The sequence below is a fragment of the Kaustia mangrovi genome (genome assembly GCF_015482775.1).
GTDB lineage: Bacteria > Pseudomonadota > Alphaproteobacteria > Rhizobiales > Im1 > Kaustia > Kaustia mangrovi.
This window is the reverse complement of record NZ_CP058214.1, coordinates 2,707,185-2,724,445: the sequence shown is the minus strand read 5'-3', so window position 1 is coordinate 2,724,445 and position 17,261 is coordinate 2,707,185. Positions and strand designations below refer to the sequence as shown.

Genomic DNA, 17,261 nt, shown 5'->3' with positions numbered 1-17,261 from the left:
GGCGGGGGTATTCTCTCCGGAAGCGATCTTCATCCGCATGGGCCATGCGGCCGGCCGAACGGTTTGGATGTGGAGACGCTGATCGTGAAGCGGGCATCTGTTCATCGGAGCCATCTGCCTGTTCTGGCCTGTGCGGCGGCACTCGCGCTCAGTGGCTGCGGCCTGAGCACCGCACCGATCCTCGATCCCAAGGGGCCCGTCGCGCTGGCCGAGCGCGACCTCCTGTTCGACGCGATCACGCTGATGCTGATCGTGATCGTTCCCGTCTTCGTCATGACCTTCGTCTTCGCCCGGCGCTACAGGGCCTCCAACACCCGGGCGCGCTATACGCCCGACTGGTCCTATTCGGTGGCCATCGATGCGGTGATCTGGCTCGCGCCGGCGGCCATCGTCGTCGCGCTCGCCACCCTGGTCTGGCAGTCCACGCACAGGCTCGACCCCTACAGGGAGCTCGCTGCGACGGTCGAGCCGCTGAAGGTCGAGGTCGTCGCGCAGGACTGGAAATGGCTTTTCATCTATCCCGAGCAGAATGTCGCCTCGGTCAACGAGCTGGCCTTCGAGGCCGGGCGTCCGCTGTCGCTGCGCATCACCTCCGACACGGTGATGAACTCCTTCTACGTCCCCGCGCTCGCCGGGCAGATCTACGCCATGGCCGGCATGCAGACGCGGCTCAATCTCCTCGCCGACGAGCCGGGCACCTTCGCGGGGCGCAACGCACAATTTAGCGGCGACGGCTTCGCCGACCAGCACTTCACCGCCCGCGCCCTGACGAAGGAGGATTTCGCAAGCTGGGTGGAGACCGCCAGGGCCGCACCGGCCCGCCTCGACCAGACCGCCTATGACGAGCTCGCCATGCCGACCATCGGCCATGCGGTCACCCATTATTCGGGCGTCGAGCCGGGCCTCTTCGACGCGATCATGGCGAAATACGCGGCCGGCCCCCGGGCGCACACCGGAGACATGAGCGATGCTCGGTAGGCTGACCATAGACGCCCTGCCCTTCTACAGCTGGGTCGCGATGGGCGGCGCGGCGGTCACGGTCTTCGGCGGGCTCGCCGTCCTCGGCCTCATCACCTGGCTCGGCCAGTGGCGCTATGTGTGGGGCGAGTGGCTGACGAGCGTCGACCACAAGCGCATCGGCGTGATGTATATCCTGCTCGCGCTCGTCATGCTGATGCGCGGCTTCATCGACGCCATCATGATGCGCGCCCAGCAGGCCGTCGCGCTCGATTCCGGCGGCTACCTGCCGGCCGACCATTTCCACCAGATCTTCTCCTCGCACGGCACGATCATGATCTTCTTCATGGCGATGCCGTTCCTCACCGGCCTCATCAACATCGTCGTGCCCCAGCAGCTCGGCACGCGCGACGTCGCCTTCCCGTTCCTCAACTCGCTGAGCCTGTGGCTGACGGCGGCAGGCGCCGGCTTCGTCCTCATCTCCCTGGTCATCGGCAAGTTCTCGACCGCCGGCTGGACCGGCTATCCGCCCTATTCGGGGCCGGAATACAGCCCGGGCGTCGGCGTCGACTACTGGATCTGGGCGCTGCTCGTCAGCGGGGTCGGGTCGACGCTGACCGGCATCAACTTCATCGTCACGATCCTGAAGCGCCGCGCGCCGGGCATGGGGCTGATGCGCATGCCGATGTTCGCCTGGACCGCGCTGTGCGCCAGCATCCTGATGACCTTCGCCTTTCCCGCGCTGACGGTAGCGGCCGTCCTGCTCGAGCTCGACCGTGTCGCCGGCATGCATTTCTTCACCAATGCCTCCGGCGGGAACATGATGAACTACATCAACCTCCTGTGGATCTGGGGCCATCCGGAGGTCTATATCCTCATCCTGCCCGCCTTCGGCATCTTCTCGGAGGTCGTGGCCACCTTCTCGCGCAAGCGGCTGTTCGGCTACACCTCGCTCGTCTATGCCACGGCGGTGATCGCGCTCCTGTCGTTCACCGTGTGGCTCCACCACTTCTTCACCATGGGCTCGAGCGCGAATGTCAACGCCTTCTTCGGCATCGCCACCATGGTCATCGCGGTGCCGACCGGCGTGAAGGTCTTCGACTGGCTCCTGACCATGTATCGCGGGCGGATCGAGTTCCACCCCTCCATGATGTGGACCATCGGCTTCATCGTCACCTTCGTCATCGGCGGCATGACGGGCGTGCTGCTCGCGCTGCCGCCGGCCGACTTCCTGATGCACAACACGACCTTCCTGGTCGCGCATTTCCACAACATGCTGATCCCCGGCGCGCTGTTCGGCTATTTCGCGGGCTACATGTACTGGTTTCCCAAGGCCTTCGGCTTCAAGCTCGACGAGCGCTGGGGCAAGCGCGCCTTCTGGTGCTGGATCGTCGGCTTCTACCTCGCCTTCATGCCGCTCTACGTGCTCGGCTTCCTCGGCATGCCGCGGCGCATGGAGCATTACAATGTCGCCGAATGGCAGCCCTATCTCGTGGTCGCCGCCCTCGGCGCGGTCATGGTGCTCGCCGGCATCGTCGCGCTCGGCATCCAGCTCGCCGTCTCGATCCGCGACCGCGAGGGCGCGCGCGATCTCACCGGCGACCCCTGGAACGGACGGACGCTGGAATGGCTCACCGCCTCGCCGCCGCCCGCCTACAATTTCGCGGTCGTGCCGGAGGTCCGCGACATCGACGCCTTCCACGACATGAAGGCGCGCGGCGTCGCCTACAGCCGCCCGGAGCGCTATGACGACATCCACATGCCGAAGAACACCGCCGCCGGGCTCGTGATCGGCGGGCTCGCCTTCGTCCTCGGCTTCGCGGTCGTCTGGTACATCTGGTGGCTCGCCGCCCTGTCCTTCGCCGCCATCCTGGCGGTGGTCGCGGTGCGCGCCTCCAACGACGACGACGAGTACACCGTCCCCGCCGCCGAGGTGGAGGCGATCGAGACCGCGCGTTACGACCGGCTTGCCCGCGCGGAGCGCGAGCAGGCGGCTCCGGGCGGCGAGGCCATCCCCGCAACCCAGCCGATACCGGGACATTCGACATGAGCGTGTCGGAGACATCGCTGCCCGAGGCGCAGGACGACAAGGCGTTCGGCTTCTGGCTCTATCTGATGAGCGACGCGATCATCTTCGCGCTCCTGTTCGCGACCTATGTCGTCATGTCCGGCAACACGGCCGGCGGCCCGACGGGCAAGGATGTCTTCGACCTCTCGCACACTTTCGCGGAGACCATGCTGCTGCTCTTCAGCAGCGTGACCTTCGGGCTTGCGACCGTCGCCCTCCTGTCGGACAGGAGGGCCGCCGTCATCGGCTGGCTCGCCGTGACCTTCGCCTTCGGCGCCGGTTTCGTCGGCATGGAGCTTTCGGAGTTCTCCGGCATGATCGCGGAGGGCGCATCGCCCCAGCGCAGCGGCTTCCTCAGCGCCTTCTTCACGCTGGTCGCCACCCATGGGCTGCATGTCAGCGCAGGACTCGTCTGGATCCTCCTCATGGTCGGCCAGATCGCCGTGAAGGGCCTCACCGCGCCGGTGCGTTCCCGTCTGATGCGGCTCGGCCTGTTCTGGCACTTCCTCGACATCGTCTGGATCGGGATCTTCTCCGTCGTCTATCTGCCGGGAGTGATGGGATGAACGACGCCCATGCCGATGCCGCCCGCCGCCGGCTGAAGGTCTATCTCACGGGCTTCGTGCTCGCGCTCGTGCTGACGGTCATTCCCTTCGGCCTCGTCGCGCAGGGGTTCTTCTCGCCCGCGCTCACCATCGCCGCCATCGCGGTGGCCGCCGTGATCCAGGTGCTCGTCCATCTGCGCTTCTTCCTCCATCTCGACCTTAAGAGCACGCCGCGCGAGAACCTCCTCGTGCTGGCCTTCGCCGCCATCCTGATCGGCATCATGCTCGGCGGCAGCTTCTGGATCATGTTCGACCTGCATTACCGCATGATGGTGTGATGGCCGTCATCCCGGTCATCCTGAGCGGCGGGTCGGGCACGAGGCTGTGGCCGCTCTCCCACCGGGACCGGCCGAAACAGTTCCTGCGCTTCGGCAGTACGCACACGCTGTTCCAGGAGACGGCCCTGCGCTGCCGTGCCGGCCTCTTCGATCCGCGCCCCGTCGTCGTGGGCGCGGCCGACCACCGCTTTCTCCTTGCCGAGGACCTGCGCGAAATCGGCATCGCCGCCGACATCCTGCTGGAGCCCGTGGCGCGCAATTCCTGCGCGGCGATCGCCGCGGGGTGCCTCAGGGCGCTCGCCCGAGACCGCGACGCCATGGTCCTCGCCCTGCCCGCCGACCACAGGATCCCGGACAGCGAGGCCTTCGCCGCCGCCGTCGCGTCGGCGCTCGCGGATGCGGAGGCCGGCGCGCTCGTCACCTTCGGCGTGGCGCCCGACCGGCCGTCGAGCGCCTATGGCTATGTGCTGGCCGGCGAGCCGCTCATGGCCGCCGCCCGCGTGAAGACCTTCGTGGAGAAGCCCTCCGCGGAGACGGCCGCACGCCATGTCGCCGACGGCTATCTGTGGAACAGCGGCAAGTTCCTGTTCCGCGCCGATGCGTTCATGGCCGAGCTCTCCGCACTCGCCCCGGATGTCGCGGGCGCCGTTTCCCGCGCCGTCGGGGCGGCACGGGCGGAGACCGACTTCCTCTGGCTCGACGGCGAGGCCTTCGCGCGAAGCCCGTCCATCGCGGTCGACTATGCGGTCATGGAGCGGACGGAGCGCGCCGCCGTCCTGCCGGTCGACTATGGCTGGACCGATATCGGAAGCTGGGATGCGGTCGCCGGCGTGCTGGACACCGACAGCGCCGGCAATGCCGTGGTGGGAGAGGCCGTGATCCTCGACGGCCGGAACAACCTCGTCCATTCAGAGGGCACGGTCGCGGCCCTGATCGGTGTCGACGACATGGTCGTGGTGGCCACGCCCGAGGGGCTCCTGGTCGCGCCGAAGGCCCGTGCGGAGGAGGTCCGCTTGCTCGCCTCCCACTTGGCCGGCGATGAGGGAACCGGGAGGACGCCGACCGGGCAGAAAACCGGTCGATAGACATCTGAACGGAAGAGGATGGAGCGGGCGATCGGGATCGAACCGACGACATTCAGCTTGGGAAGCTGACGTTCTACCACTGAACTACGCCCGCCTTGCGAATGCACTCATAGCACGATGGATGGCGGACCGGAAGCCTTCGCGTCGCGGCCTCGCGCTACAGCGCGCCGGGGCCGGAGAACAGCTCGGCAAGCACGCTGTCGCGCGCCCGGAAACCCGGTGGAACGGATTGGCGCTCGCTGTCCTGGATGAGGCGCGCGAACACCACGGTCCGCCCGTCCCTCACCGCCCAGCCGACGAACCAGCCATAGGCATGGCCGCGCTTAAGCGTGCCGTCCTTCCGTCTCGGCAGGCCGGCGCCGGTCTTGCCGTAGACATGCCAGCCGCCGGGCGTTTCGCCGATATCCACAAGCCGTTGCGTCATGTCGTGGGCGCGGGCGCTGACCGGCAGCTCCCGCCTCGCGAGCTTGCCCAGGAAGGCCAGCTGCCCGAGCGGCGAGATCTTCAGGGAGGAGGACAGCCAGGCCCGGGTCAGCCCGTTGGCCTTGGCCGGATCGCCCGAGACATCCTCGTTGCCATAGCCGAATGCCGCCACATAGCGCGCGAAGCGCTCCTCGCCGAGCCGCTCGGTGATCTGCTGGGAGTACCAGACGACCGATTCCCGCATCCAGCGCGCGGGATCCGTCGCCGCCCGCCAGGACGGCCGCCAGTCGGGATAGCCTTCCCGGAAGGGCCATTCCGGGGTGTGCTCGTCCGTCAGGATGCCCGAATCGTAGCCCATCAGGGCGATGGCGATCTTGAAGGTGGAGGCGGAGGTCACGCTCGTCTCGCAGGCCCCCTCCTGCCTCAGCATCTCGCCGGTGGCCGCATCGGCGACGGCGGTGCAGATCGTGACGGTCCCGGCCCGCGCCGGCAGCACGGAGAGGGCGGCGCAAAGGACAGCGAGAACGGCGAGGGCGGATCGTGTCATGCGGGGAACGGCCTTGAGATATCGCGACAGGGCGGTCCATCCCCGCACGGTACCCGTGAATATTCCGTGAAGCGGCGCCCGGCGGCGATCCGCCCGCGGCTCACGGCACTTGAAATCTCCGTGAGGCGCGCCCTTTCCACCTTGCGGCGGGCCCGCGCGGCGTTACCTTCTCTCTATGACCAAGCACCCCCTGACGCTCCACCGCGACGCACCGCCACTCGACCCCGCCAAGTTCATCGACCCCGACATCACGGCGACGGGGGAGCGCCGCGCGCGCGTCGGCCTCGAGCGGCTTGAGACGCTGTGGATCAATACGGGCACGCTGTGCAACATCACCTGCGTCAATTGCTATATCGAGTCGAGCCCGACCAACGACCGGCTGGTCTATTTCCCGCTCGCCGACGCGGTCGCGCTGTTCGACGAGATCGCCGCGCTCGGCCTTGGGACCCGCGAGATCGGCTTCACCGGCGGCGAACCCTTCATGAACCCGGATATTCTGGCGCTTCTGGAGGCGGCGCTCGGACGCGGCTTCGAGGCGCTGGTGCTGACCAATGCCATGCAGCCCATGATGCGCCGGCGCATCCGCGAGGGGCTGCGCGCGCTCAAGGCGCGCCACGGCACGCGGCTGACGCTCAGGGTGAGCCTCGACCACCACAGCCGGGCCGGCCACGAGCACGAGCGTGGCGAGGGAACCTGGGAAACGGCGCTCGCGGGCCTCGACTGGCTCGCCTCGGAGGGCTTCTCCATCGCGGTGTGCGGGCGCACATGCTGGAGCGAGACGGAGGCCGAGGCGCGCGCCGGCTATGGCCGCCTGTTCGCCGAGCGCGGCTATGCCATCGACGCGGACGATCCCGCCGGCCTCGTGCTGCTGCCGGAAATGGACGAGACGGCGGATGTGCCGGAGATCACCGAGCGATGCTGGGGCATTCTCGGCAAATCGCCGGGCGACACGATGTGCGCGTCGAGCCGCATGGCTGTGAAGCGAAAGGGCGCCGACCGGCCGGTCATCCTGCCCTGCACGCTGCTGCCCTACGACCCCCGCTTCGAGATGGGCGAGACGCTCCGGGATGCGCTGTCCGCCGATGGCGGCATGTTCGACCGGGGCCGGGTGAAGCTCAACCACCCCCATTGCGCCAAGTTCTGCGTGCTCGGCGGCGGAAGCTGCTCGGCCGGTTCCTGACGGATACGAAACGGCACCGGTCCCGCATCCCTGGGACAGGCTGTACCGGCCCGCTCCCCCACCCGGCCACCCCTGGCAAGTATGATCTCATGGGCGGCCGGGTGGGGGAGCGGGCCGGCGCGATTCTCAACGCAGAAACGTCCGGCGCGGCTCCTTCAGATCATGGAGGGAAGCACGCGGTCGGGCGGGCTGTGGCCGTCGACGAAGGTCTTGATGTTGATGATGACCTTCTCGCCCATGTCGATGCGGCCCTCCAGCGTGGCCGAGCCCATATGGGGCAGGAGCACGGCGCGCTCGCACTTCACCAGGCGCGGATTGACCGCGGGCTCGTGCTCGAACACGTCAAGGCCGGCGCCGCCGAGCTCGTTCGCCTCGAGCATGCGGGCGAGCGCATTCTCGTCGATCACCTCGCCGCGCGATGTGTTCACGATGATCGCCTCGGGCTTCATCAGCTTGAGCCGGCGGGCATTGAGCAGATGGTAGGTCGCCGGCGTGTGCGGGCAGTTCACCGAGATGATGTCCATGCGGGCGAGCATCTGGTCGAGGCTCTCCCAGTAGGTCGCCTCCAGCTCGTCCTCGATGCGCGGATTGACCGGGCGGCGATTGTGGTAGTGGATCTGCAGGCCGAAGGCTTTGGCGCGGCGGGCGACGGCCTGGCCGATACGCCCCATGCCGATAATGCCGAGCCGCTTGCCGTAGATGCGGTGGCCGAGCATCCAGGTCGGCGACCAGCCGCCCCAGTCCTTGCCGTCGGAGATGATCGCCGCGCCCTCGGTCAGCCGGCGGGCGACAGCGAGCACCAGCGCCATGGTCATGTCGGCGGTGTCCTCGGTCAGGACGCCCGGCGTGTTGGTGACGATGATGCCGCGATTGGTCGCAGTCTCCACGTCGATATTGTCGACGCCGGTGCCGAAATTGGCGATCAGCTTGAGCTGCGGGCCGGCCTGGGCGAGCACCGCCTTGTCGATCCGGTCGGTCACGGTGGGCACGAGAACCTCCGCCTTGCCGACCGCCTCGATCAGCTCGGCCTGCGTCATGGCGCGGTCCTCGAGATTGAGCTGCGCGTCGAAAAGCTCGCGCATGCGGGTCTCCACCACGTCGGGCAGTCTGCGCGTAACGATCACGAGCGGTTTGCGTTTCGCCATGTGAGCTCCCCTGTCCGGACCCGATTTAGCTGCCATTAACCGCAAGGCTGCTATTGCGTGCAAGGCCCACTCTTTAAGTCGGAGGCGGGCTTGTGTAAACTCTCAGCTGGCCGACTCGCAACGGGGACGGACGCGAAGCGGCCCAAGCGACAGGATATCGTTCAAGACCGGTCGGGCGAGATGTCCGCGGCCAGCGGGATTCCGGGATGACATTCCGATGCGGTTCAGGGGAATCGGGCGTACACGCATGAGAACCGTCGCTCTTGCCATGGTTGCCATGGCCATCGTCGCCGCGGTCGCGACAGCGCTGCTGTCGTCGCGCAATACGGCGACGGCGGGAAGCGACGATCTGCAGACCGCAGCGGTGACCCCGCTGCCCACCGGCAATACCGGGCCGAGCGGCCTGCCGCTTCCCCGCTTCGTCAGCCTCAAGACCGACCGCGTGAATGTCCGCCGCGGGCCGAGCACCGCCCATCAGGTCTCCTGGGTCTTCGCGCGCAAGGGTCTGCCCGTGGAGATCATCGCCGAATACGACCACTGGCGCCGGGTGCGCGACAGCGAGGGCGAGGAGGGCTGGGTCTATCACAGCCTGCTGACCGGGCGGCGCACGGCACTCGTCGCCCCCTGGCGCAGGGACGGCGCGCTCGAGCTGCACAGCGAGCCCAACGACCGGTCCGCCACCGTGGCCCGCCTCGAGACGGGCGTGGTCGGCGATGTCGTGGACTGCACCGGGGAATGGTGCGAGATCACCGTGTCCGGCTATGATGGCTGGATCGAGCAGACCATGCTCTGGGGTGTCTATCCGGGCGAACGGATCGACTGACCTCTCTTCCAGCCGCCTCCATGCGCAAAGACCAACGGCCCTGAACCGGTTCGGGCCCAGGACCGTTCATGATCCCTGCGGCAGGGACACCGCCAGATCGCGGCTCGTTACTGGTCGGACAGGCGGACGATCACGTCGATCCGGCTGATGCGCGTTCCGTTCGGCGTCTCGGGAAGGCCCACGACCTTCAGCGCGTCGGACTCGATATCCACCAGATCCCCGGTCTCTTCCATGAAGAAATGGTAGTGGTTCGACGTGTTGGTGTCGAAATAGGTCTTCGCGCCGTCGATCGCGACCTCGCGCAGAAGGCCCGCCCGCGTGAACTGGTTGAGCGTGTTGTACACGGTCGCGAGCGACACGGGCACATGGGCGCGGACGGCCTCCTCGTGCAGTTGCTCGGCCGTCACATGCCGGTCGCCCTCGCGGAACAGAAGGTCGGCGAGCGCGACGCGCTGGCGTGTCGGACGCAGGCCGGCGCTGCGGAGTCTTTCGATGACTTTCACTTTCGATGCCCCGTTCACAGGCTCCATCATACCAAAAAACCCTCACGGGCTCCTCAGCAAAGGACATTCACACGGTTGCAACATACGATTGATGCGAACGCTTCGCAATTACCACTCGACAGCGTATAGGGCAAGCGACTTTTCGCCAGATGCAACGGGAAGCGGCATTATGGGATGGCGAAAGGCTTTCGGTGAGAGAACCAGTATGGTAGGAAGCGAGCAGATCAGGCGGGCTGCCGCCCGGATATTGCCCGTCATTCGCGCGGAATCCCGGCCTTGGCGCTAGGGGTGGCAATCGTTTCGAGGAATGGACACAGGCTGGAGATGTTCAAGCGCAAATCGAGCTACGGCTATGACGACCTTCTCGCATGTGCTCGCGGCGAGCTGTTCGGCGAGGGCAATGCCCAGCTTCCCCTGCCGCCGATGCTGATGTTCGACCGGATCTCGCACATTTCCGAGACCGGCGGCGAATACGGCAAGGGTCAGATCGTGGCCGAGCTCGATATCAAGCGCGACCTGTGGTTCTTCCCCTGCCATTTCCTGGGCGACCCGGTCATGCCGGGCTGCCTGGGGCTCGACGCGCTGTGGCAGCTCCTCGGCTTCTTTCTCGGCTGGCTCGGCGCGCCCGGCAAGGGCCGCGCGCTCAGCGTCGGCGAGGTCAAGTTCTCCGGCATGGTCGTGCCGACCGTGAAGAAGGTCGAATATGTCGTCAATCTCAAGAGGGTCATGCAGCGCAAGCTCACCCTCGGCATCGCCGACGGGTTGCTAAAGGCCGACGGAGAGACGATCTACACGGCAAACGATTTGAGAGTCGGGCTCTTTCTGCCGAACCAGGCGTAAGACCGTCCGGAAGACGCCCACCAGCGAGACGAAGAAAGGTTCAGCCCGTGAGGCGCGTGGTCGTTACAGGCATCGGAATCGTATCCAGCATCGGGAACAATGCCCAGGAGGTGCTGTCCTCCCTGCGCGAGGCGAAGTCCGGCATCGTGAAGGCGGACGATTATGAGCGCCTCGGCTTCAAGTGCCGCGTCCACGGCGCCCCGTCCCTCGATCTCGAAAGCGCGGTCGACCGCCGCGTGCGCCGCTTCATGGGCGACGGCGCGGCCTGGAACTACGTCGCCATGACCCAGGCGGTGCAGGATGCTGGCCTGGAGGAGAGCGACGTCAAGAACGAGCGGACCGGCATGATCATGGGCTCCGGCGGCCCGTCGACGCGCACCATCGTGCAGGCCGCGGACACGACCCGCGAGAAGGGGCCGCGCCGGGTCGGACCCTTCGCGGTACCCGCCGCCATGTCGAGCACCAATTCCGCGACCCTGTCGGTGCCCTTCGGCATTCGCGGCGTCAGCTATTCCATCTCGTCGGCCTGCTCCACCTCCGCCCATTGCATCGGCAACGGTGCGGAGCTCATCCAGTGGGGCAAGCAGGATGTCGTCTTCGCCGGCGGCGGCGAGGAGCTGGACTGGACCCTGTCCGTCCTGTTCGACGCCATGGGCGCGATGTCGACCCACTTCAACGACCAGCCCGGCACCGCCTCGCGCGCCTATGACGTCAATCGCGACGGCTTCGTGATCGCCGGCGGCGGCGGCGTCGTGGTGCTGGAGGAACTCGAGCACGCCAAGGCGCGCGGCGCGAAGATCTATGCCGAGCTCACCGGCTACGGCGCGACCTCGGACGGTTACGACATGGTCCAGCCTTCCGGCGAGGGTGCGGTGCGCTGCATGCGTCAGGCGCTGAAGACCGTGGGCGAGCCCATCGACTACATCAACCCGCACGCCACATCGACGCCGATCGGCGATACCCGCGAGATCGAGGCGATCCGCGAGGTGTTCGGCAGCAAGATCCCGCCGATCTCGGCCACCAAGTCGCTGACCGGCCACTCGCTCGGCGCGGCCGGCGTGCAGGAGGCGATCTATTCCATCCTCATGATGCGCAACGGGTTCGTATGCGAGAGCGCCCATATCGAGGAGCTCGATCCGGAATTCGCCGACATGCCCATTGTGCGCGAGCGCATGGACAATGCCGACATCAATGTCGTGCTGTCCAACAGCTTCGGCTTCGGAGGCACCAATGCCTCGCTCGTCTTCCAGCGTTATGACGCCTGACCCCTCCCACGAGAACCGCTCGGGCCCGAAGGGATCTCAAGAGGAACGATAATATGACAACCACGGTTCAGACGGCGGGCAAAGGCCTTATGAGCGGCAAGCGCGGTCTCATCATGGGCGTCGCCAATGACCATTCCATCGCCTGGGGCATTGCGCGCGCGCTCGCCGAGCAGGGTGCCGAGCTGGCCTTCACCTATCAGGGCGAGCAGTTCGGCCGCCGGGTCAAGCCGCTGGCGGAATCGCTCGGCAGCACGATGGTCCTGCCCTGCGATGTGGAGGACCCCGACAGTCTCGACGCGCTGTTCGCCGAGATCGAGCGCCAATGGGGCTCGCTGGACTTCGTGGTTCACGCCATCGCCTATTCCGACAAGAGCGAGCTGAAGGGCCGCTACGCCAACACGACGCGCGAGAACTTCGTGCGCACCATGGTCATCTCGTGCTTCTCCTTCACGGAGGTCGCCCGCCGGGCCGTGGCGCTGATGCCGGAGGGCGGCGCCTTCCTGACGCTGACCTATGGCGGCTCGATGCGGGTCATGCCGAACTACAATGTGATGGGTGTCGCCAAGGCCGCGCTCGAGGCGAGCGTGCGCTATCTCGCAACCGATTTCGGCGGACAGAACATCCGCGTGAACGCCATTTCGGCGGGCCCCGTGCGCACGCTTGCCGGCTCCGGCGTCGCCGATGCGCGCGTCATGTTCAACTATCAGAAGAAGCATTCGCCGCTGCGCCGCACCGTGACCATCGACGATGTCGGCGGCGCCGCGCTCTACCTGCTCTCCGATCTCGCCTCCGGCGTGACCGGCGAGATCCATTATGTGGATTCCGGCTACAACACCATCTCCATGCCCCAGCCCGACGAGATCAAGCGCGAGGCTGTGGAAGAGGAGAACGGTAACGGGAACCTGCGCGACGCCGCGCAGTGACCCGGGCCCGCAAGCGGCGGGCCCACCCGCCTCAGGCGGCCGGTGCCTGGCGGCCCGGTAGGGCGCTCAACATGGCGGCCAGCCCGATCAGGACCATGCCCGCAAGGCCGCGAAAATCGGGGAGGTCGCCGATCAGCAGCGCGCTCCACAGGGCCGCGAAGACCAGATAGGCATTGTCGAACATGCCCACCACGGGCGCGGGCGCGAGCTGGTAGGCTCTCGCCACCGCCGTGGCAATCGCGACCATGAAGACTGCCAGAAGGCCGAGGAGTGCCCAGCTTCCGGCGTCGAGCGGCATCCACGCGGCGCTCCCCGCGCCCGGTCCGCCGAGCCCCAAGCCGGAGACCGCCGGCCACAGGACACCCAGCGCCCCGGCGCCCGCAAGCCCGAGATTGAGGTTCAACGCCATTGCAAGCGGTGACTCCCCGCCGCACCGGCTCCATGTGACGACCGCGGCGAGCGCATAGCAGAACGCCGCCGCAAAAGGCAGGAGGCTCACCGGGGCGAGGCCGGCCGCATCGGGGCGCAGGACCAGACCGACGCCCGCAAGCCCGATGGCGATCGCGCCCCAGCGGCGCCAGCCGACCGGCTCGCCCAGAAGGCCGCGGAACAGGATCGCCATCCACATGGGTGCGGTATAGAGCGCCGCCGCCGCCAGCGCGAAGGGCATGGTCGGCAGGGCCGCATAGTAGCAGACCCACATGATTGTCAGGCACAGGCTGCGCAGGCCGACCGCGCCCGGCCGTTCCAGGCGCAGCGGGATCCGGGTCCGCCAGAGGCGCGCGATTGCGAGGATCGCGATCGCGGCAAGCACCGAGCGCACCAGGAGAAGCTGGGCGACGGGAAGGCGGTCGCTCGTCAGCTTGACGATGGAATCGGAGAGCGACAGCAGGAAGACCGCCCCGACAATCGCCAGAATGCCCTGCACGAGCCGGCTCCGGGCCGACTCCCGACCGGCGACCATGGAAATTTCCTGTTCCATCGGGTTTTACAAAACAGATAGTATGCAGCAGTAAAAACGACTTCTTGGCCCTCAACACATGAGTATGGGTTATGAATCGTATCGGACCGGCCCTGCCGCCCCTGTCCAGCCTCAAGGCCTTCGAGGCCGCCGCACGGCTGGAGAGCTTCACCGCCGCCGCCGAAGAGCTGGGCCTGACCCAGGCGGCGGTGAGCAAGCAGGTCCGCCTGCTCGAGCGGGATCTCGGCAAGGCCCTCTTCGAGCGGCGCAACCGTGCCGTCTTCCTGACCGAGGAGGGCCGCCGCTTCGGGCGCATCGTGAGCGCGGCGCTCGGTGACATGGCGGCGGAGGCCGCCCGGCTGCGCGGGACCGCCGCCAGCGGGGAGCTCGTCCTGCTGTGCCAGCTTTGCGAGGCCTTCTACTGGCTCATGCCCCGGCTCTCGCGGTTTCACGAGGCCCATCCCGATATCGAGCTGCGCGTCGTCTCCTCGCTCAAGCCGCTGACCGAGGCGGGCGAGGCCTACGATGTCGCCATCCAGACGTCGGGCCGGGCGTCCGGGTCGGCCCGGCTCGCCTTCACCGCAAGCGACGGGATCTTCCCGGTCTGCTCGCCCCGGCTCGTGGCGGCAGCGCCTCTGCCCCTGAACCCCGAAGACCTCGCCGCCTATCCCCTCCTCTCCCACCGGGTGGTGCCGCAGGACTGGCTCGACTGGGACGGCTGGTTCGCCGCCATCGGCTCCGGCATCCGGCCCGGCGCGCGCACGCGCGACTTCGACAGCTTCCCGCTCGTGCTCCAGGCCGCGGTCGCGGGACAGGGCATCGCGCTCGGCTGGCGGCGCACAGTGGAGGGCATGGTCGCGGAGGGCAAGCTCGTCCGGCCCTGCCGCGAAACGGTCGAGCGGCCGGCGGAGATTTCCGTCTTCAGGGGTACCCGCACCGCCATGCGCGCGCAAACGCAGTCGCTGCTCGACTGGCTGGCCGCGGAGCTGGCCGACTGACCACATCGCCCCGAAAACAAAAAAGGCGTGCCGCTCGAGGGCACGCCTTTCCGTTGCGTGAGTGGTTCCGGAAGGCCGGTCAGCCGGCTTCCTTCTCCTTGGCGGAGAGGTCCTCGCCGGTCTCCTGATCGACGGCCTTCATCGACAGGCGGACCTTGCCGCGCGGATCGAAGCCCAGGAGCTTGACCTTGACCTTGTCGCCTTCCTTGACGACCTCGCTCACCGTCTTCGGCCGGCCGTCATTGAGCTCGGAGATATGGACCAGACCGTCCTTCGGGCCGAAGAAGTTCACGAAGGCGCCGAAATCGACGACCTTGACGACCGTGCCTTCGTAGATCTCGCCGACCTCGGGCTCCGACGTGATGGACTTGATCCACTTCATCGCCGCCTCGATGGCATCGCCGCTGGAAGACGCGATCTTGATCGTGCCGTCGTCGGCGATGTCGATCTTGGCGCCGGTCTTCTCCACGATCTCGCGGATGACCTTGCCGCCCGTGCCGATCACGTCGCGGATCTTGTCGACGGGGATGTTCATCACCTCGATGCGCGGGGCGTACTCGCCGAGGCCCGGGCGGGCCTCCTCGAGCGCCTTCGACATCTCGCCGAGAATGTGCAGGCGCCCGTCCCTGGCCTGATGCAGGGCCTGGCGCATGATCTCCTCGGTGATGCCGGCGATCTTGATGTCCATCTGCAGCGAGGTCACGCCGTCGCCCGTGCCGGCGACCTTGAAGTCCATGTCGCCGAGATGGTCCTCGTCGCCCAGGATGTCGGAGAGGACGGCGAAGCGGTCGTCCTCCTTGATCAGCCCCATGGCGATGCCGGCCACCGGACGAGTGAGCGGAACGCCCGCATCCATCAGCGCAAGCGAGGTGCCGCACACGGTCGCCATGGAGGACGAGCCGTTCGACTCGGTGATCTCGGAGACCACGCGGATCGTGTAGGGGAACTGGTCGCCGCCGGGCAGGACCGGGCGGATGGCGCGCCAGGCGAGCTTGCCGTGGCCCACCTCGCGGCGGCCGGTGAAGCCGACGCGGCCGGTCTCGCCGACCGAGAAGGGCGGGAAGTTGTAGTGCAGCAGGAAGCGCTCCTTGTAGGTGCCTTCCAGCGCGTCCACGAACTGCTCGTCCTCGCCCGTGCCGAGCGTGGTGAACACCAGAGCCTGCGTCTCGCCGCGCGTGAACAGGGCCGTGCCATGGGCCCGCGGCACGACGCCGACCTCCGCCACGATCGGGCGGACATCGGTCAGCGTGCGCCCGTCGATCCGGTTGCCGGTGTCGAGAATGCCGCCGCGCACGATCTCCTTCTCGAGCGTCTTGAAGGCACCGCCGACCGCGACCGGGTCCGGAGCATCCTCCGCGCCTTCCGGACACAGCGCGGCAAGAACCTTCTCCTTGGCCGCGTCGACAGCGTCGCGACGCTCCATCTTGTCGACGATCTTGTAGGCGGCGGAGAGATCGTCGGCGGCGATCTCCTTCACCTTGGCGACGAGCTCGCTGTTGTCGGGAATCTCGATGTCGCGCGGCTCGCGCGCGGCCTTCTCCGCCAGGCGGATGATGGCTTCCAGCACCGGCTGGAAGTTCTTGTGCCCGAACATCACGGCGCCGAGCATGTCGTCCTCGGAGAGCTCATGAGCCTCCGATTCCACCATCAGGACGGCGTCGCCCGTGCCGGCCACGACGAGGTCGAGCTTGGTGTCGTCCATCTCGTCGAGCGTCGGATTGAGCACATATTCGCCATCGGCGAAGCCGACGCGCGCGGCTCCGATCGGCCCCAGGAACGGGATGCCGGACAGGGTCAGCGCGGCCGATGCCGCCACCATGGCGACGATGTCGGGGTCGTTCTCCATGTCGTGGGAGAGCACGGTCGCGATGACCTGCGTCTCGCACTTGAAGCCCTTGGCGAAGAGCGGGCGGATCGGCCGGTCGATCAGGCGGGAGACCAGGGTCTCCTTCTCCGTCGGGCGCCCTTCGCGTTTGAAAAAGCCACCGGGAATCTTGCCGGCGGCGTAGGTCTTTTCCTGGTAGTTCACGGTCAGCGGGAAGAAATCGATGCCGGTCTTCGGCGTGCGCTCGGCGACCGCGGTGGCAAGAACCGTCGTCTCGCCATAGGTCACCATCACCGCACCGTCGGCCTGGCGGGCGATCCGCCCGGTTTCAAGCTTGAGCGGGCGGCCGCCCCACTCGATTTCCTCGGTATGGATATCAAACATGTCTAAAACCTTCCTTGGAGCCCTTCGCCACCTTCGCCTGCGTCATCCACACCATGAGGCGGCACCCCCGATGGGCCGGGTGAACGCCGGCCCCATTGCCGACGTTCAGGGGGTCATGGGGTCCCTGCCTGATGCAGGGGGCCCCGGGGCGCGCCAGTGCGCCCCGGCCGACCTTTGCGGTCTAGCGGCGGATACCCAGCCGCTGAATCAGGGCCCGATAGCGTTCCACGTCGCGCACCTTGACATAGTCGAGCAGCTTGCGGCGCTGGCTGACCAGCTTGAGCAGGCCGCGGCGGGAATGGTTGTCCTTCTTGTGCGTCTGGAAATGCTCGGTCAGGTTCCGGATCCGCTCGGTGAGGATCGCGACCTGGACCTCGGGCGAGCCCGTATCGTTGGTGCCGGTGGCATATTCGCCGATAAGCTCGCGCTTGCGTTCCTGCGTAATCGACAT

Annotated in this window: 17 protein-coding genes and 1 tRNA gene; 11 read left to right on the top strand and 7 right to left on the bottom strand. The window is 67.2% G+C overall.

Annotated elements, in window-relative coordinates:
- Positions 1-84: 84 nt before the first annotated feature.
- Genes cyoA through HW532_RS12585 form a run of 5 tightly spaced genes read left to right on the top strand, consistent with a single transcriptional unit; the run spans position 85 to position 4,993 of the window.
- The gene (gene cyoA, locus HW532_RS12605) at positions 85-978 is read left to right on the top strand and encodes a ubiquinol oxidase subunit II (protein ID WP_246478880.1); all 894 of its coding nucleotides are present in this window, start codon (positions 85-87) and stop codon (positions 976-978) included.
- Positions 968-3,007, top strand: coding sequence for a cytochrome o ubiquinol oxidase subunit I (gene cyoB / locus HW532_RS12600; protein ID WP_213160818.1), 2,040 nt, complete (start codon positions 968-970; stop codon positions 3,005-3,007). Before cyoA ends, cyoB begins: the two co-directional genes overlap by 11 nt.
- Entirely contained in the window at positions 3,004-3,591 is a 588-nt protein-coding gene (gene cyoC / locus HW532_RS12595) for a cytochrome o ubiquinol oxidase subunit III (protein WP_213160817.1), read from the top strand. Before cyoB ends, cyoC begins: the two co-directional genes overlap by 4 nt.
- Positions 3,588-3,908 carry a cytochrome o ubiquinol oxidase subunit IV gene (cyoD, locus tag HW532_RS12590; RefSeq protein WP_213160816.1) on the top strand — a complete coding sequence of 107 codons (321 nt, stop codon included), beginning with the start codon at positions 3,588-3,590 and terminating at the stop codon, positions 3,906-3,908. The genes cyoC and cyoD overlap by 4 nt, the downstream gene beginning before the upstream one ends.
- Positions 3,908-4,993 carry a mannose-1-phosphate guanylyltransferase gene (locus tag HW532_RS12585; RefSeq protein ID WP_213160815.1) on the top strand — a complete coding sequence of 362 codons (1,086 nt, stop codon included), beginning with the start codon at positions 3,908-3,910 and terminating at the stop codon, positions 4,991-4,993. Before cyoD ends, HW532_RS12585 begins: the two co-directional genes overlap by 1 nt.
- A gap of 19 nt (positions 4,994-5,012) precedes the next feature.
- Here HW532_RS12585 and HW532_RS12580 read toward each other — a convergent pair.
- Positions 5,013-5,087, bottom strand: a tRNA-Gly gene (locus HW532_RS12580).
- A gap of 63 nt (positions 5,088-5,150) precedes the next feature.
- A complete protein-coding gene (gene blaOXA / locus HW532_RS12575) occupies positions 5,151-5,963 on the bottom strand; it encodes a class D beta-lactamase (RefSeq protein WP_213160814.1) in 813 nt (270 codons plus the stop codon).
- A gap of 175 nt (positions 5,964-6,138) precedes the next feature.
- On the opposite strand from blaOXA, the gene HW532_RS12570 reads away from it, so the two are divergent.
- Positions 6,139-7,143: a radical SAM protein gene (locus HW532_RS12570; protein ID WP_213160813.1), complete on the top strand. Its 1,005-nt coding sequence runs from the start codon at positions 6,139-6,141 to the stop codon at positions 7,141-7,143.
- A gap of 155 nt (positions 7,144-7,298) precedes the next feature.
- Here the strand turns inward: HW532_RS12570 and HW532_RS12565 are convergent, their stop codons facing one another.
- Positions 7,299-8,288: a 2-hydroxyacid dehydrogenase gene (locus HW532_RS12565; RefSeq protein ID WP_213160812.1), complete on the bottom strand. Its 990-nt coding sequence runs from the start codon at positions 8,286-8,288 to the stop codon at positions 7,299-7,301.
- Between the two features lie 247 nt (positions 8,289-8,535).
- On the opposite strand from HW532_RS12565, the gene HW532_RS12560 reads away from it, so the two are divergent.
- Positions 8,536-9,111, top strand: coding sequence for an SH3 domain-containing protein (locus HW532_RS12560; protein WP_246478863.1), 576 nt, complete (start codon positions 8,536-8,538; stop codon positions 9,109-9,111).
- 107 nt (positions 9,112-9,218) lie between these two features.
- On the opposite strand, the gene irrA is transcribed toward HW532_RS12560, so the two are convergent.
- Positions 9,219-9,641: an iron response transcriptional regulator IrrA gene (gene irrA / locus HW532_RS12555; RefSeq protein WP_213164551.1), complete on the bottom strand. Its 423-nt coding sequence runs from the start codon at positions 9,639-9,641 to the stop codon at positions 9,219-9,221.
- Positions 9,642-9,938: 297 nt separating this feature from the next.
- Between irrA and fabA the strand changes: the two genes are divergently transcribed.
- From fabA to fabI, 3 genes are read left to right on the top strand one after another with little or no spacing between them, the layout of a single operon-like run.
- Positions 9,939-10,454, top strand: a complete 516-nt coding sequence (gene fabA / locus HW532_RS12550) for a 3-hydroxyacyl-[acyl-carrier-protein] dehydratase FabA (RefSeq protein WP_213160810.1) — start codon at positions 9,939-9,941, stop codon at positions 10,452-10,454.
- 47 nt (positions 10,455-10,501) lie between these two features.
- A complete protein-coding gene (fabB, locus tag HW532_RS12545) occupies positions 10,502-11,719 on the top strand; it encodes a beta-ketoacyl-ACP synthase I (RefSeq protein WP_213160809.1) in 1,218 nt (405 codons plus the stop codon).
- 53 nt (positions 11,720-11,772) lie between these two features.
- Complete coding sequence (gene fabI, locus HW532_RS12540; protein WP_246478852.1) at positions 11,773-12,642, top strand: enoyl-ACP reductase FabI; 870 nt, start codon at positions 11,773-11,775, stop codon at positions 12,640-12,642.
- A gap of 31 nt (positions 12,643-12,673) precedes the next feature.
- Here the strand turns inward: fabI and HW532_RS12535 are convergent, their stop codons facing one another.
- Positions 12,674-13,606, bottom strand: coding sequence for a DMT family transporter (locus HW532_RS12535; protein ID WP_213160808.1), 933 nt, complete (start codon positions 13,604-13,606; stop codon positions 12,674-12,676).
- Positions 13,607-13,695: 89 nt separating this feature from the next.
- Between HW532_RS12535 and HW532_RS12530 the strand changes: the two genes are divergently transcribed.
- A complete protein-coding gene (locus HW532_RS12530) occupies positions 13,696-14,601 on the top strand; it encodes a LysR substrate-binding domain-containing protein (protein WP_213160807.1) in 906 nt (301 codons plus the stop codon).
- A gap of 79 nt (positions 14,602-14,680) precedes the next feature.
- On the opposite strand, the gene pnp is transcribed toward HW532_RS12530, so the two are convergent.
- Both pnp and rpsO read right to left on the bottom strand, forming a co-directional pair.
- Entirely contained in the window at positions 14,681-16,810 is a 2,130-nt protein-coding gene (gene pnp, locus HW532_RS12525) for a polyribonucleotide nucleotidyltransferase (protein ID WP_213160806.1), read from the bottom strand.
- Between the two features lie 181 nt (positions 16,811-16,991).
- Complete coding sequence (gene rpsO, locus HW532_RS12520) at positions 16,992-17,261, bottom strand: 30S ribosomal protein S15 (protein ID WP_213160805.1); 270 nt, start codon at positions 17,259-17,261, stop codon at positions 16,992-16,994.